Source organism: Streptomyces sp. NPDC086777 (assembly GCF_040702065.1).
In the GTDB taxonomy this organism is placed as follows: Bacteria; Actinomycetota; Actinomycetes; order Streptomycetales; family Streptomycetaceae; genus Streptomyces.
In genome coordinates, this window is sequence record NZ_JBFBJI010000015.1 from 130,557 (window position 1) to 145,794 (window position 15,238).

Here is a 15,238-nt window from a genome sequence, read left to right on the forward strand (position 1 = left end):
CGCTCACGCTTCCTCCTTCGCGGCGAGGAACTTCTCCAGGCCGTACTGCTCGTGCTCCGCGATCAGCAGCCGGGTGTACTCGTGCCGGGGCTCGTGGAGGACGGTGCGGGTGGGGCCCTGCTCGACCACCTCGCCCTGGCGCATGACCAGCACCTCGTCGCACCACTGGGCGACCAGGGCCAGGTCGTGGGAGACCAGCACCAGGGCCAGCCCGGTGCGTTCGCGCAGATCGGCGAGGAGGTCGAGGATCTCGGCCTGGACGGTGACGTCGAGGGCGGTGGTGGCCTCGTCGGCGATGAGGACCAGCGGGTCGGCGGCGACCGCGGTGGCGATCAGGACGCGCTGGAGCATGCCGCCGGAGAGTTCGTGGGGGTACTGGTCGTAGACCAGCTCGGGGTCGCGCAGCCGGACCGCACGGAGCAGGTCCAGCGCCCGCTGCCGGGCCGCGCGCCGCTTGAGGCCGAGTTTGACCCGGACCACCTCGGCGATCTGCGCACCGACCCGGACGGACGGGTTGAGGTAGGACGCCGGGTCCTGGAACACCGCGCTGATGGTGGCGCCCCGCAACTCGGTCCACCGGCGCGCGGTCAGGGTCGCGATGTCGGTACCGGCGATCTCGACGGTGCCTTCGGTGACCTCGAAGTGCGGGGGCAGGATGCCGAGCGCGGCCCGGCAGGTGAGGGTCTTGCCGCTGCCGGACTCGCCGACGATGCCGACCGTCCGGCCGGGGGTGAGGTCGAAGCTCACGCCGTGCACGAGCTCGCGGCCGCCCGCGTGGTCGGTGATCCGTATCCCGCGCAGCGCGAGCACGGGCGCGGCCGGTGTCCCGGCGGTACGGGTCCCGGCCGGGGCCAGGTCGCCGGACAGGGTGGTCATCACGCACCTCCGGAGGTGACGGGCTCGGCCTTGCCGGCCCGGTTGGCCCGCGCGCGGCGGTCGTCGGCGAGGGCGCGCCCCGCCTCCCCGGAGACGTCCCGGACGGCGTCGGCGAGCAGGTTGCAGGCCCAGACGGTGACCGTGATGAGCAGGGCGGGCGCGACCGGGGCCCACGGGCGCCGGCTCAGGTAACCGAGGTCGGAGGCGAGCAGGCCGCCCCAGGTGGGCGCGGGCGGCTGCACTCCGATGCCGAGGAACGTGAGGCTGGAGACGATGACGAAGCCGACGCCGACCGTCTGGGCGAGGGCGACCGCGATCGGCGGCAGCACCTTGGCCCACACGTGCCGGCGCACGATCCAGCCGGTGGACGCCCCGGAGATCACCGCCGCCTCCACGTACGGGGAGCGGGTCACCGAGAGGGTCGCCGCCCGCGCCACCCGGTAGAACAGCGGGGAGACCAGCACCCCGGTGACGAGCATCGCCTGGGTGATGCCGTTGCCGAGCAGCGCGACCACGGCGACGGCGAACAGCAGGAACGGCAGCGCCACGAGGGTGTCCGCAAGGCGCAGGGTGATCCACTCGAAGACCCGGCCGAGCTGCACGGACAGGATGCCGGGGACGACGCCCACGACCAGCGCGGTGACGGCGACTTCGAGGGAGCCGAGCACGCTGATCCGGGAACCGGCCAGGAGCCGGCTGAGCACGTCCCGGCCGAGGTAGTCGGTGCCGAGCCAGTGCGATCCGGAGACGGCGGCAAGGGTGTCGTCGCTGGTGCCCAGCGGGTTGTGCGGGGCGAGCAGCGGGCCCAGCAGGGCGAGCAGGGCGACCAGGACCAGGACGGCGACGGCGATCCTGCCGGAGGTGAGGGAGAGCACGCGGCGGATCATGGTCACACCCCCCGCCGGGCGGCCGGGGTGACCCGGGCCAGCACCAGGTTGACGATCAGGTTGAAGGTGACGACCAGGACGATCGACACCACGAGGACGCCCTGCACGGCGGGCACGTCACCGGCCTGCGCGGAGTCGTTGGCGAACCGGCCGAAGCCCTGCAGACCGAAGATCCACTCGGTGACCACGGAGGCGCCGACCAGCGCGGGGAACTTCAGCCCGAGGGTGGCCAGCGCGGGGCCGAGCCCGTTGCGCAGGACATGGCCGAAGAAGATCCGACGGGGGCTCAGCCCGCGTACGACCGCGCCGGTCACGTAGTTCTCGCCGTATGCCGCGACCAGGCTGGTGCGCAGCTGGCGGGCGACGTCGGCGACCACGTCGAAGCTCAACGCGACCGCGGGCAGGGTGATGTGGGCGAGCCACGGGCCGATCCCCTGGGCGGCCGGGACGTAGCCGGCCGACGGGAACAGGTGCAGCCCGACCGCGAAGACCGCGACCAGCACGATACCGACGACGAACGCCGGCATCACCGAGATCACCGTGACGAAGCCGGTGATCGCGCGGTCGACCCAGGTGGTGCGGCGCAGCGCGGCGACGGTGCCCAGGACGAAGCCCACCACCACGCCGATGACGAGGGCGAGGACCGCCACGGACAGGCTGACGCCGAGCCCGAGGCCGATCAGGGTGGAGATGTCGGCACCGTTGACCCAGCTGGTGCCGAGCTGTCCGTGCAGGACGCCGTTGAGCCAGTCCCCGTACTGCACCAGGAAGGGCCGGTTCAGTCCCCACTCGGCCTCGATGCGGGCGATCGCCTCGGGAGTCGCGTCCTCGCCCAGCTGGATGCGCGCCGGGCTGAGCCCGCTCAGCGACCGCAGCGCGAAGGTCACGAAGGTCGCGACCAGGAAGACGGGTACGAAGATCGCGACGGACCGGGCGAGGGCGGCCAGGATCCTGGCCGACGCGCGCCGGGTCCTGGCGGTGGCACCCCGGCGACGCGGTGCCGGTACGGCGGGCGCGCCGGACGCGGCCGGCGCGGCCGCCGTGTCGGTCGTCGTCATGGTGTTGCCCCCTCTCTCATCTCGGTGTCTCCTTCCGGCGGCCGGCGGTCAGTTCGAGCCGGAGATGGTCACTCCGGTCCAGTCGACGTGGGCCGGGTTCTTCGGCAGGTCGGAGATCGAGCTGCTCTTGGCGAAGAGGTTCGGCGAGGAGTAGGTGAAGACCAGCGCCTTGCTCTGCAGCCCGGCCCTGGTCGCGGCCTGGAGCACCTGCGGGTAGTCGGAGGAGTCCAGCGGGGTCTGGCGCACCTTGGCGACGGCTGCCTCGAACCCGGCCGGTTCGTACGGGGAGCTGAGGTTGAGCGGGCCGTTCGGGCCGAAGTGCGCGGTCAGCGTCTGCAGGGCGGAGTCCCGGCCGGTGGTGCCGTACACGGAGAACGTCAGGTCCTTGGCGAAGAACGGGGTGGCCCAGTTCTTGTCGATCTTGATGGTGACGGTGATGCCGACCTTCGCCAGTTGCGACTGCACGATCTCGGCCTGCGGGTCCTCCGCCGGGATGACCAGGTTCAGCTTGATGTCCCCGGCCTTGTAGCCCGCCTCGGCCAGCAGCTTCTCGGCCTTCGCCGGGTCGTAGGGGTAGGCGTTCGCCGACTTCGGGTCGTAGGCGACGTACCCCTTGGGGAAGGGCTGGTCGGTGGCCTCGCCGTAGCCGAAGGTCAGCTTGTCCACGAACTCCCGGCGGTCGACGGCGTAGCGGACCGCGTCGACGACCTTGTCGTTGGTGAAGGGCGCCTTGTTGGTGTTCAGGCTGATGTTGGAGGCGTTGAACCCGGGTTGCACGAAGACGTCGAGGCCGGCCTTCTTCGCGGCGTCCGCCTGACTGGGCGCGATGTCGGCGAAGTTGTAGACGCCGGTCTGCAGTCCGGAGACGACGGTCGACGCGTCGGGGGCGGAGGTCAGTTCGACATGGTCGATGTGGATGTTCTTCGCGTCCCAGTAGTCCGGGTTCTTCTTCAGCACCACCTTCGTGCCGGGCACCAGCTGGGTCACGATGAACGGGCCCGCGCCGACCGGGTTCTGGTCCAGCCTCGACGGGGACGCGGCCGCCTTCGGGCTGGCGATCTGCAGTACGCGCTCGCCGAGCAGTTGCGGGATCTGGTAGTCGACCTGGGTGAGGTGGACGACCGCGTCCAGCCCGTCGGCGTCGACCGACCTGATGGAGGTCAGGTCGCCGAACAGAGCGGAGTTCTTCTGCTTCTGGGCACGCTCGACGGCGTCCTTCACCGCCGTCGCGTCCACCGGTGTGCCGTCGCTGAACTTCAGTCCGGGGCGCAGGTGGAAGGTGATCCGGTCGCCCCTGCTGTTGTAGTCCCAGCTCCTGGCCAGGTCGGGAACGGCGTTGCCCTTCGCGTCGGTGCGCGTCAACGACGCGTACACCAGGGAGAGTTCACGGAACTGGGCGCCGCTGCCGGAGACCACCGGGTCCCAGTGGGCGGGGAAGTAGGAGGAGGCCCACTTCAGGGTGGCGTCGCCGCCGGACGCGGCGGACGACCCGCCCGCGCAGGCGCTGAGGGAGGGCACGAGCAGGGCGGCGAGGACGGTACCGAAGGCCGTCGCGCGCAGCCGGGCGGCGGGTCGCGGGGTGCGGCGGGCGGCCGGTCCGGGGCGTGCGGGGGTGCGGCGTGTGGACATGGCTGTCTCTCTGCTACGGCCCCGGTCCGCATCGCGAAGGCGACCGGGGGAGCGGGAAAAGGCGTCGGGCTGCGGCCCGGGGCGTGCCGCACCGGGCCTGTCACGACGGGGACATGCGGGTCCTGTCGGGTCCCAGGGGGTGCGGCGGCGGGCGGGGCGCGGAAAACGTCGCGGCGTCAGAAGAGGGGCGCGCAGAGCGGTCGGGTCCGGCGGAACGGGAAGGGGCCGGTACCGGTGGCTGCGGTCAGGCGCCTGCGGGGCGAGGGCGGCAGGCGGTCAGCGACAGAGAGCGCTGCAGGTGCGCCGCAGATCCACATAGCGGCACACCACACCGGGGTGGGTCGTGTGCATGCCCCACATCGTGCGGGCCGCGGGGTGCGGCTGTCAATGGACACCAATTGGTGTCTCATTCAGCGGGACGGAGCTCCGCCGCCGGTCAGGGCCTCGGCCGGGTGGCGGGATGGGTGCCGGCCTCCTCCGGGGCCAGCCACAGCGGCCCGCCCGCGGTCTCCACCCGCACCACGTCCGGCGGCGGCCAGACGCCCCGTGTCAGCAGCGCGCGCTCGGGGTCGGTCAGGGTGCGGTGCAGGGCCAACGCCACCACACCGGACAGCGCCTGAGGGGCCGTCGGCAGCCCGGGGCAGAAGGCGCCGACGGCGGCGGCGTACACGTCGTACGGCCGCCACCCGGGCACCACGCGGCGGCCGCCGGGCCCGCACACGACGAGCGTCGGCAGCGCGTACCGGTGCCCGCCGTCGGGCGTCTCCTTCGCGGTTCCCGGATGCGGCGAACCACTGGCCGCGGCGGGTGCCCCGGGCAGCACTTCGGGCACCGGCCGCCGTGCCTCCGCGTGGTCCGCACGTACCCCGTCGAGTACGGCCGCCGAGGCGGCGTCGGCCGCCAGCCGCCGTGGGTCGAGCCCGGGTACGCCGGCGGCCGCGTCCAGCGCCGCACCGAGGGTGTCCGCCGGCTCGCCGAGCACGAAGACGGACTCCCGCAGCCGCCGCAGCACCCGGTCGGCCACCTCGGGCCCCTGCAGCTCGGCCGCCTTCGCGACCAGCGAGGAGGGCCAGGAACTCGCGGCCACCCGGCTCAGCCGCAGCGCCCGGGGCGCCCCGGTGTGAGCGGCGATGCCCTCGACGTAGCGGGCGTACCAGGCGGTCTCGGCGACCGGGTCGGGGGCCGGGTCGTCGTCGTGGTCGAAGAGGATGCAGTAGACCCGGCGCCAGCGGATCCGGCCGGCCAGTGCCGCGCGCAGTCCGCGGAAGACGGGCTCCGAACCCCATGCCCAGGGACACAACGGGTCGGTGTACTCGACGACTTCGACCGGCGGCATCGCCCGGCCGCCCGTCACGCGGCGCCCTGGGCGGCCGGCCGCCCCGCGCCCTCCGACAGCAGCAGCCCGGCGATGGTGACCCCGGCCAGCACGGCGGTGGCCTCCGCCTCGATCCGCCGCCAGACGTCCGGCAGGCCGACGGCGGGCCCGGGGTAGCCGAGGCCGGCCAGCGGCTCCCCCCGCAGGGTGATCACCTCGCCGTCCACGGCCCGGGCGACGTCCAGCAGGCTTATCTCGGCGGCGGGCCTGCCCAGCCAGTACCCGCCCTCGCAGCCGCGCTGGCTGCGGACCAGGCCGGCCCGGCGCAACTCGCCCACCACGGACTTGAGGAACCGGAACGGGATGTCCTGCGAGGAGGCGACCGCCTCACAGGTCAAGGGGCGGTCCGGCTGTCGGGCGAGCTCCAGCAGAGCGCGGGCGGCGTAGTCCGCCTTGGCGGAGATGTACATGCCCCCATCATGCCGGACCGGCCGTGTGCGACGGAGGTCCTCGCGGCGCCCGGCTCGTTCGTTGCGGGAACATTGCCGCAGGTGAACCGCAAAGGACACCTCTTGACATCCTTTCTGGCACGGTCCTAGCGTCCCGCTATGAGCGAGCCGCTGACGACCCCCGGTGAAGGCTTCCACCCCCATCTCCACGACCCCCAGGACCGCCCGGTGACGCCCCTGCGCACCCGGCTGCACCACGTCCGCGCCGACGCCCTCGACGGCGACACCGCGCAGTCCGGCGGCATGCGCCGGTTCGCCGCCGTCAGCGGACGGACCGTGGGCTCCGAGAAGCTCTGGATGGGACAGACCCACGTCGCCCCCGCGACCGCCAGCTCGGACCACCATCACGGCGAGTCCGAGACCGCGATCTACATCGTGAGCGGCCATCCCGAGTTCGTCTTCCTGGACGACACGGGCGGGCAGCCCGAGGAGGTACGGCTGCGCACCGCGCCGGGCGACTACATCTTCGTCCCCCCGTTCGTGCCGCACCGCGAGGAGAACCCGGACCCCGCCGAGGAGGCCGTGGTCGTCATCGCCCGCTCCACCCAGGAGGCGATCGTGGTCAACCTGCCCGGCCTGTACACGCTTCCGGCCCAGGACGCGTGAGGCGCCGGCAGGGGGCGTCGTCCGCGAAGTCGCCGGGCGTCGGGAGCGCCGGTGAGGTGCCGGCCGGAGTGGCCGTGGGCGCCGGTCCTCAGCTCGGGGTGTTCTCGGCGGCGGGGGCGGGGACACCTCGGCCCGGGATCGCCGCCAGCAGCTCGCGGGTGTACGCGTGCCGGGGCGCGGAGAACAGGTCCTCGGGCGGTCCCGTCTCGACGACACGTCCGCCTCGCATGACGGCGACCCGGTGCGCGATCTGCCTTACGACGGCGAGGTCGTGGGAGATGAACAGGTAGGCGACTCCGGTGTCCGCCTGCAACTCGGCCAGCAGGTCGAGGACCTGGGCCTGGACGGAGACGTCGAGCGCGGAGACGGGTTCGTCGCACACCACCAGGTCGGGAGAGAGGGCCAGGGCACGGGCGATGGCCACCCGCTGGCGCTGCCCGCCGGACAGTTCCGCCGGGCGGCGCTCCAGGGTCGCGGCGGGCAGCGCGACCCGGTCGAGGAGTTCACGGGCGCGGTCCAGCCGGGCGGCACGGTCGCCGACCCTGAACGCCCGCAGCGGCTCGGTGACGATCTCACCTACGGAGAAGCGCGGGTCGAGCGAGGCGTACGGGTTCTGGTAGACGAGCTGGGCGCGCCGGCGCAGTTCCCTGATCCCGGCGCCCCTGGCGGTGGTGACGTCGGTGCCGTCGAACAGCACCTGTCCCGAGGTCGCCTCGGCCAGGCGGAGCACCAGCCGGGCGGTGGTGGACTTGCCCGAGCCCGACTCCCCGACCAGGGCGAGGGTCTGCCCGCGCCGCAGAGTGAGGCTGACGTCGTCGACCGCGCGCAGGGTCCGGGCCGGGCCGCCGGCCCGCGGCAGCCTGAACTCCTTGACCAGGTTGCGCGCCTCGACCAGGGGCGGCGCGGTGTCGGCCGGCGCGGTGGCGACCGGGGTACAGCCACGGGGGCGGGCCGGGGTCGGGCTCGGGGCGGCGGCCAGCAGCCGCCGGGTGTACCCGTGCTGCGGGGCGGCGAGCAGGGTCCGGGTATCGCCCGCCTCGACGACCCTGCCCTGCTCCATGACCACCAGGTGCTGCGCCCGGTCCGCGGCCACCCCGAGGTCGTGGGTGACCAGCAGGATCGCGGTGCCCGACTCCTCGGTGAGGCGCTGGAGATGGTCGAGGACGACCCGCTGCACGGTGACGTCGAGCGCGCTGGTCGGCTCGTCTGCGATGATCAGCAGGGGCTTCGCCGCGATCGCGATCGCGATCAGGGCGCGCTGCCGCATGCCGCCGGACAGCTCGTGCGGGTACTGCCGAGCCCGGACGGCCGCGTCGGGCAGCCCCGCCCGGTCGAGCACGGCGACCGCCTCGGCCGCCGCCCCGCGCCGGGTCGCCAGGCCGTGCACCCGCAGTACCTCGGCCACCTGCGCGCCGATCCGCTGCACCGGGTTCAGCGAGACCGTGGGGTCCTGCGGGACCAGCCCGATCTGCGCACCGCGCACGGTGCGCAGCTCCGCCTCCGAGAGCGCGGCCAGGTCGTGCCGGCCGAAGCGGACCGTGCCCGCGTCGATGTTGCCGTTCGCCGCCAGCAGCCGGGTGACGGCGTGTGCGGTGGTGCTCTTGCCGGAGCCGGACTCGCCGACCACGGCGGTCACCTGTCCGGGCCACACGTCCAGGTCGACCCCCCGTACGGCCGGTACCGCGCCGCCGCGGGTGCGGTACGACACCGACAGGCCGCGGATCTCCAGAAGTGGTGTGGTCACGTCCCCGCCGTCCTTGTGCGTGTCTCTGTTCCCGTGCACGTCGCCGTCCTTGTGCGCGTCGTCGTTCTCGCGTGCGTCGTGGGTCATCGCTGCCGTGCCCATTCGCCGTCCAGCGCCCGCGCGACGCGGTTGGCGGCCAGCACGGTCGCGGCGATCGCCAGACCGGGCAGTGCGGTCAGCCACCAGGCGTTGGCCAGGTAGTTGCGGCCGTCGGAGATCAACGTCCCCCACTCCGGGGCGGGCGGCGGCGCGCCGTAGCCGAGGAAGCTCAGCGCCGACACGGCCAGGATCGAGGCGCCGAAGTCCAGGGTGGCCAGCACGATCACCGGTCCCGCGGCGTTGGGCAGGACGTGCCGGCCGAGCACCGAGTACCAGCGGGCCCCGCAGGACCGGGATGCCTCGACGAACACCGCCTGCCGCACCCGCAGCACCTCGGCCCGCGCCACCCGGGCGAAGGAGGCCACGCCGGTGATGCCGACCGCGACGGCCACCTTCACCGTCCCGTACCCGAGCGCGGTGACCAGCGCGAGGGACAGGAACAGCGCGGGGATGGAGAGGAGGACGTCCACGAGACGCATCAGCACGTCGTCCACCCAGCGGCCCACGAACCCGGCGACCACGCCGAGCAGTCCGCCGATAACGAACGCCACCAGGACGGCGATCAGCGTGGCCTTGAGCGAGAGCTGGGCGCCGTGGACCACTCGGGAGAAGACGTCTCGGCCCAGCTCGTCGGTGCCGAACCAGTGACTTCCGCTCGGGCCGCGGAAGTTCTGCGAGGGCACTCCCGTCAGCGGGTCCTGCGAGGTGAACAGGTCCGGCCGGAAGGCGGCCAGCACCACCAGGACGAGGACGACGACGGACAACAGCAGGCCGGGGCGGCGCACCAGGAAGCGGAGCACCCGGCGGACGTCGGCAGGCCGGCCGGGCCCCCCGGGGGATCGGTTCCCGGCCGGCCGGGCGAAGCCGAGGGCGGCCTCGGCCCGGTCGTCGACAAGGCTCTGGCTCATGCGAAGCTCCCCCTTCTGTCCGAGGTCACCGCGATGCGCGGGTCCAGCAGCGGACAGACGAGGTCCACCAGCAGGTTCGTCGCCACGAAGATCAGCGCGCCGAACACCACCACCCCCTGGACCAGCGGGATGTCCTGGGTGGTGACCGCCCCGGCGGTCACCCGGCCCAGGCCGTCGCGCGAGAACACCGTCTCCACCACCACCGAACCGGCGATCAGCTGCCCGACCAGGAGGCCGACGACCGTCAGCGCCGGCAGCGACGCGTTGCGCAGCGCGTGCCGCAGATGCACCCGCCGGCGGCCGGCCCCCTTGGCTCGCGCGGTCTCCACGTAGGCCTGGTCCAGCGCGGTCAGCAGGCTCTTCGCCAGCACCTGGGCGACCTGCGCGCCGGTCGGGATCGCCAGCGTCAGGGCCGGCAGCACCAGACCCCTCGGTCCGTCGTTGCCGAACGCCGGGAACCAGCGCAGCTTGAACGAGAACGCCTCCACGAGGAGCAGCCCCACCCAGAACGTCGGGACCGACACCCCGAGCGGGGGCAGCGACAGCAGCAGCTGCCGCAGCCACCGCCGCGAGGTGTAGGTCGCCACCACCGCGAGACCGCCGCCGAGGACGACTGCCAGCAGCAGCGCCGCACCGGTCAGCTGGAGCGTCTGCGGCAACGCGTCGGCCAGCGTGGAGGTCACCGGGCGGCCGGTGGAGACCGCATCGCCGAAGTCCCCGCGCACCGCCCGGCCCAGATACTCCGCGTACTGCACCGGCACCGGCTTGTCGAAGCCGTACTCGTGGCGCAGCCCGGCGAGCTGGGCCGGGTCGACCTGCCCCGAGTCCATCCCGGCCCCGGCCATCGCCGAGACCGGGTCACCGGGCAGGAGGTCCAGTACCAGGAACGACACCGTGTAGGACGCCCACAGCACCCCGACCGCCTGGGCCAGCCGTTTGATCACATAGCGGCGCATCCGCTACCCGACCCAGGTGTCGTGCAGCTGGACGCGGCTGCCGGAGTCGAATTCCAGGTCGTGCACCCTGTCCGAGACGCCGAGCTGGGTCTGGAGCTCCACCACCGGCACGTTGTACGCGTTCTGCACGATCAGCTTCTGCGCCCGGGCCACCAACTGCCCACGCTTCGCGGTGTCCGTGGTCGCGGCCTGAGCGGACAGCGCCGTGTCCAGCGAACTGGCGGGCAGATGGTAGAAGTTGCCCAGCCGGGAGGAGAAGGAGCTGCGCAGGATGTCCGGGTCGGCGCGGGTCACGTTCCCCCACACCACGTCGAAGTCGCCCGACTGGAGCGTGGTGGCGAACTGGGTGACCGGGAGCTGCTTGAGCACCACGTCGATCCCGACGGTCTTGAGCTGCTGCTGGACCAGCTCCAGCGCCGGCTGGTTGGTGGCCGCGTTGGGGAACCAGGTGACGGTCAGGCTCAGCTTCTTGCCGTCCTTGGCGCGGATGCCGTCGCTGCCCGCCTTCCAACCGGCCGCGTCCAGCAGCGACTTCGCCTTGGACGTGTCGAGCGCGAGGTCCGCGGAGAGGTCCGTGTAGTCGGGCGTGGTGTGCGCCAGGACGCTGGTCGCCGGCCGGGTGCCGGTCGGGAAGACCGTGTCGGCGATCTGCTTCCGGTCGACGGCGGCCGAGATCGCCTGCCGGACCTTCGCGTCCTTCAGGAGCGGACGCGCGTTGTTGAGCCCGAGGCCGAACACCACACCGGGGTTGGCCCGGCTCAGCAGGCCGACCGGGCCGCCCTCGAGCGCCGCCTCGTTGGCCTTGCCGACACTGCTGATCGCGTCCACCTGTCCCGACCGGAGACTGCCGGCCCGCACCCCCGCCTCGGGCACGACCTTGAACACCAGCTTGTCCAGGTAGGCCTCGCCCTTCTTCGACCACAGGGCGGAGCCCCAGTCGTACCCGGTGCGTCTGCCCAGGGTGATCGACTGGTTCTGCACGTACTGCCGGAGCACGAACGGCCCGGACCCGACCACCCCGTCGCTGCACTTCCGCTGCGGGCTCCGCTTGACGCTCGCCGAGGACTCGATGCCCAGCGAGTGGGTCGAAGTGGCCTGGAGGAACTGGGCGTTGGGCTGCTCGAAGGTCACCTTGACGGTGAGCGGATCGACCACGGTGGTGCTCTTGACGCCGCTCAGGTAGCCCTCGGCGAGGGTGCCCAGGGCGCCGAGGCCCGGCACCGCGTCGAAGTTGTCCTTGACCACCTGCGCCGTCAGCTTCGAGCCGTCGCTGAAGGTGACACCCGACCGCAGGTGGAACGTGAACGTCGTCGCGTCGGAGCTGATGTCCCAGCTCTTGGCGAGCCACGGCACGATCCTGCCGGTCTTCGGGTCCTGGTCGGTGAGGGAGTCCACGATCTGGCGCACCGAGTAGATGGTGTCGTTGCTGCCGACCTGCTGCGGGTCCATGCAGCCCGCGTCGGAGCCCACCGCGAAGGTCAGGGTGCCGCCCGCCCTCGCCCGGCCGCTTCCGGAGCCGGAGCCGTCGTCGCCCGAACCGCACGCGGTCAGCAGGACGCTGGTGGTCAGGAGCGCGGCCAGGGGCGCCCATCGGAAGGGTCTGAGATCCGGAAGTGCAGTCACGGAGGGTCTTCTCCTACTCGTGTCACCGCGGCACGACCACGCACGTACGCGCGCGGGCATGACGGTGTGTGCGGCCCGGGCGGTTCGCCTCCGGCCGGGGATGCGCTGTGCTGACAGGGGAGTTCGGCATGCGGACGACACCGGGAACCGGTGGCGGGGGAGAGGACGGCGCGAAGGTGCCGGGGCCGGCGACGGATGTCAGCCGGCGGCGGCCGGGCCGGTCAGGCCCGACAGAGGCAGCTGGTCGAGCGCTTCAGATCGATGTGGCGCCGGCGCGAGAGCCGGGAGTACGCCGTGGCGTCGGCGGGGGAGGTGGCCGGGTCGTCGCTGTGTCGCATGCCGGTCCCTCCCCTTCTCCGGCCCCGGTCACGGGGCCACGCGCTTGCGGGAATTCGTCGGTGATCCCGCCGGGCTTTCACCTGGAGCACCCCACCGCGCGGGAGGGTTGCCGGTCAGCGAGCCAGGGCCTGACGCTGACACTCGATGCCGTTGGCGATGCTACGGAGCGGTTTTGTCGTACGTCAATGCCGTACCGTGACGCCCGTCCGGGAGAACGGGGTCGTCGCCGGCCTGCTACGACCGCCGTACCCCGCTGCTCACGACCGCCGTACCCCGGCAGGAGGAGGTGCTCGTGACCACGTCCCCGAACGCGCGAGCCGTGCGGACCACCCCGGAAGGCCTCCGGTGGGAGCCGAGCGAGCGCTGGGTACGGGGGCGCACGGGCGAGGTGACCGTCGTCGACAGCCGGCACCCCGTCCTGGTCTGGGAGCCGGGCGTGCCCGTCCCGCTGTACGCCTTCCCGCGCACCGAGGTCCGCGAGGACCTGCTCCGCCCCGCGAAGAACCCCCCGACGGGTACGCACACCGGCTCCCGCGTCTTCTACGACCTCGACATCGGCGGCGAACTGCTGGAGAACGCCGCCTGGACCTTCCCGGCCGCCGACCTCGCCGACCACATCGCCTTCGAGTGGTTCCGGCGCGTGGGCCGGGGCCTCGACCACTGGTACGAGGAGGAGGAAGAGATCTTCGTCCACCCCCGTGACCCGCACAAACGGGTGGACGCGATCCCGAGCAGCCGCCACGTGGTGGTGGAGATCGACGGCACGGTCGTCGCGGACACCCGCCGTCCCGTGCTGCTGTTCGAGACCGGCCTGCCCACGCGCTACTACGTGCCGCGCGAGGACGTCCGCCTCGACCTGCTCGAACCCACCGGCCACCACACCGGCTGCCCCTACAAGGGCACGGCCGAGTACTGGTCCTGGCGCGGAGAGTCCGACGTGCCCCCGAACGTCGTCTGGAGCTATCCGGACCCGCTGCCCGCGGCCGGCGCGGTCAGGGGACTGCTCGCCTTCTACGACGAGGCCGTCGACATCACCGTCGACGGCGAACGCCGGGAACGCCCCGTCACCCACTTCACGCGGACGCTCTCGGAGCGACCGCGGCCCTGACGGGACCTCGCGTGTCCGTCCGTGACGCCCGGCGGACCGCGGCGCGCCTGCCCGTGGCCACGTCGGAGACGTCACCGCGGACGCGGTCCCCGTGCACGCCGCAGGGGTCCGCGGCCCCGGGTCCTGGCGCGTCGCCGGACAAGGGGTGCCGAATGGCCGGTCGTCCGGAAAGTGCGCTCTTGTCGTGACGGGGCGGGACGGCGGACTCTGGCAGCAAGGCACAGCGCCACGCGTACCGGACGTCGGATCCCCGACGGCCCTGAGGCGGCTCAGGAGGCTCCCGGATGTCTGTTTCACCGGAGTGCGGCGTCGGCGGTCCCGCTGTCACCGAACGGCAGGCGGAGGCGCTGGTCGAGGGGGTCTGCTTCAAGACGGGCCCGCCCCGCAGCGTCGGCGTCGAGGTGGAGTGGCTCGTCCACCGGGAGCGCACGCCGCACGACTCCGTCGGCCGGGAGGAACTGGCCGCGGCCCACGCCGTCCTGCGCACCCTGCCACTGCTGTCGGGGCTCAGCGTGGAGCCCGGCGGCCAGGTGGAACTCAGCTCCCGGCCGGCCCCGTCGCTGGCCGTGTGCGTCGCCGAGGTCTCCGCCGATCTGCGCGCGGTGCGCACCGCACTGCGCGAGCACGGTCTGGCCCTCGCCGGCATGGGCGTCGATCCCTGGCAACGGCCCCGCCGTTTCCTGCGGGAGCGCCGCTACGACGCGATGGAGGCCTGCCTCGACCGGACGGGCCCGGCGGGGCGCACCCTGATGTGCACCTCGGCCTCCGTCCAGGTGTGCCTCGACGCCGGACGCGAGGAGCCCGGCGTCCTCGGATTCGCGCGCCGCTGGTGGCTGGCGCACCACCTGGGCGCGGTCCTGTCGCGGCGTTCGCGAACTCGCCCATGGCCGAAGGCCGGATCACCGGCTGGCTGTCCACCCGGCAGCTGATGTGGGCGGAGCTCGACCCGGGACGGGCCGGCGGCCCCTCGCTGGCCCAGGATCCGCGGCACGCCTGGGTCCGGAGGGTCCTCGACGCCCCGGTGATGTGCGTACGGCGGGACGGCCCCTGGGAGATCCCGGACGGGGTGAGCTTCCGCGCGTGGACCCGCTCGCGCACCATGCGCCCGCCGACCCACGCGGACCTCGACTACCACATCAGCACCCTGTTTCCGCCGGTCAGGCCGCGCGGACACCTGGAACTCCGCATGATCGACGCACAACCCGGCGACGACGGGTGGATCGTGCCGCTCGCGGTCGTCACCGCCCTGTTCGACGACCCGGACGCCGCGGTGACCGCACACCGGGCGGTGCGGCCCCTGGCCGAGCGGGCCGCCGGGACCCCGGCACCGCACAATCCACTGTGGACCGCCGCGGCCCGCCACGGTCTCGCCGACCCGGAACTCCGGCGTGCCGCCGGGACCTGCTTCGCCGCCGCCCTGGACGCGCTGCCGCGCCTGGGGGCGAGCACCGGGGTCGTGGACGCCGTCGCCGCGTACGCCGACCGGTACGTCCGACGCGGCCGCTGCCCGGCCGACGACGTCCTCGACCGGGCGGCGGCCGCGGGGCTCCGACCGGAACGCTGAGGATCGCCACGCTGTTG

At 73.1% G+C, this 15,238-nt stretch carries 13 protein-coding genes, 1 pseudogene and 1 riboswitch; of the genes and pseudogenes, 3 read left to right on the forward strand and 11 right to left on the reverse strand.

What is annotated here, in order from left to right:
• Nucleotides 1-3: 3 nt before the first annotated feature.
• The 6 genes from AB0472_RS22250 to AB0472_RS22275 form a co-directional block, all read right to left on the reverse strand.
• Complete coding sequence (locus AB0472_RS22250) at nucleotides 4-876, reverse strand: ABC transporter ATP-binding protein (protein WP_366358206.1); 873 nt, start codon at nucleotides 874-876, stop codon at nucleotides 4-6.
• Nucleotides 876-1,763 carry an ABC transporter permease gene (locus AB0472_RS22255; protein ID WP_366358207.1) on the reverse strand — a complete coding sequence of 296 codons (888 nt, stop codon included), beginning with the start codon at nucleotides 1,761-1,763 and terminating at the stop codon, nucleotides 876-878. The genes AB0472_RS22250 and AB0472_RS22255 overlap by 1 nt, the downstream gene beginning before the upstream one ends.
• 2 nt (nucleotides 1,764-1,765) lie before the next feature.
• Entirely contained in the window at nucleotides 1,766-2,821 is a 1,056-nt protein-coding gene (locus tag AB0472_RS22260) for an ABC transporter permease (RefSeq protein ID WP_366358208.1), read from the reverse strand.
• A 48-nt stretch (nucleotides 2,822-2,869) separates the two neighbouring features.
• On the reverse strand, nucleotides 2,870-4,450 hold the full coding sequence (locus AB0472_RS22265) for an ABC transporter substrate-binding protein (RefSeq protein WP_366358209.1): 1,581 nt from the start codon (nucleotides 4,448-4,450) through the stop codon (nucleotides 2,870-2,872).
• A gap of 436 nt (nucleotides 4,451-4,886) precedes the next feature.
• A complete protein-coding gene (locus AB0472_RS22270) occupies nucleotides 4,887-5,786 on the reverse strand; it encodes a DsbA family protein (protein WP_366358210.1) in 900 nt (299 codons plus the stop codon).
• 14 nt (nucleotides 5,787-5,800) lie between these two features.
• Nucleotides 5,801-6,235 carry an Rrf2 family transcriptional regulator gene (locus tag AB0472_RS22275; RefSeq protein WP_366358211.1) on the reverse strand — a complete coding sequence of 145 codons (435 nt, stop codon included), beginning with the start codon at nucleotides 6,233-6,235 and terminating at the stop codon, nucleotides 5,801-5,803.
• A gap of 138 nt (nucleotides 6,236-6,373) precedes the next feature.
• Here AB0472_RS22275 and AB0472_RS22280 point away from each other — a divergent pair, with 138 nt between their 5' ends.
• Entirely contained in the window at nucleotides 6,374-6,880 is a 507-nt protein-coding gene (locus AB0472_RS22280) for a cupin domain-containing protein (protein WP_366358212.1), read from the forward strand.
• An 88-nt stretch (nucleotides 6,881-6,968) separates the two neighbouring features.
• Here AB0472_RS22280 and AB0472_RS22285 read toward each other — a convergent pair whose 3' ends face one another.
• The 5 genes from AB0472_RS22285 to AB0472_RS22305 all read right to left on the reverse strand — a co-directional run bounded on the left by AB0472_RS22285 (nucleotide 6,969) and on the right by AB0472_RS22305 (nucleotide 12,548).
• Nucleotides 6,969-8,711 (reverse strand): ABC transporter ATP-binding protein, encoded by a 1,743-nt coding sequence (locus AB0472_RS22285; RefSeq protein WP_366358213.1) that lies wholly within the window; start codon nucleotides 8,709-8,711, stop codon nucleotides 6,969-6,971.
• Nucleotides 8,708-9,631, reverse strand: coding sequence for an ABC transporter permease (locus AB0472_RS22290; protein ID WP_366358214.1), 924 nt, complete (start codon nucleotides 9,629-9,631; stop codon nucleotides 8,708-8,710). The genes AB0472_RS22285 and AB0472_RS22290 overlap by 4 nt, the downstream gene beginning before the upstream one ends.
• Nucleotides 9,628-10,587 (reverse strand): ABC transporter permease, encoded by a 960-nt coding sequence (locus AB0472_RS22295; protein WP_366358215.1) that lies wholly within the window; start codon nucleotides 10,585-10,587, stop codon nucleotides 9,628-9,630. Before AB0472_RS22295 ends, AB0472_RS22290 begins: the two co-directional genes overlap by 4 nt.
• 3 nt (nucleotides 10,588-10,590) lie before the next feature.
• Nucleotides 10,591-12,210, reverse strand: a complete 1,620-nt coding sequence (locus AB0472_RS22300; RefSeq protein WP_366358216.1) for an ABC transporter substrate-binding protein — start codon at nucleotides 12,208-12,210, stop codon at nucleotides 10,591-10,593.
• Nucleotides 12,211-12,431: 221 nt separating this feature from the next.
• Nucleotides 12,432-12,548 carry a putative leader peptide gene (locus AB0472_RS22305; protein WP_366358217.1) on the reverse strand — a complete coding sequence of 39 codons (117 nt, stop codon included), beginning with the start codon at nucleotides 12,546-12,548 and terminating at the stop codon, nucleotides 12,432-12,434.
• Nucleotides 12,549-12,583: 35 nt separating this feature from the next.
• Nucleotides 12,584-12,698: riboswitch (SAM riboswitch) on the reverse strand.
• A gap of 143 nt (nucleotides 12,699-12,841) precedes the next feature.
• Here AB0472_RS22305 and AB0472_RS22310 point away from each other — a divergent pair.
• On the forward strand, nucleotides 12,842-13,657 hold the full coding sequence (locus tag AB0472_RS22310) for a DUF427 domain-containing protein (protein WP_366358218.1): 816 nt from the start codon (nucleotides 12,842-12,844) through the stop codon (nucleotides 13,655-13,657).
• A gap of 284 nt (nucleotides 13,658-13,941) precedes the next feature.
• A pseudogene (egtA, locus tag AB0472_RS22315) lies at nucleotides 13,942-15,221 on the forward strand (ergothioneine biosynthesis glutamate--cysteine ligase EgtA).
• Nucleotides 15,222-15,238: the final 17 nt, after the last annotated feature.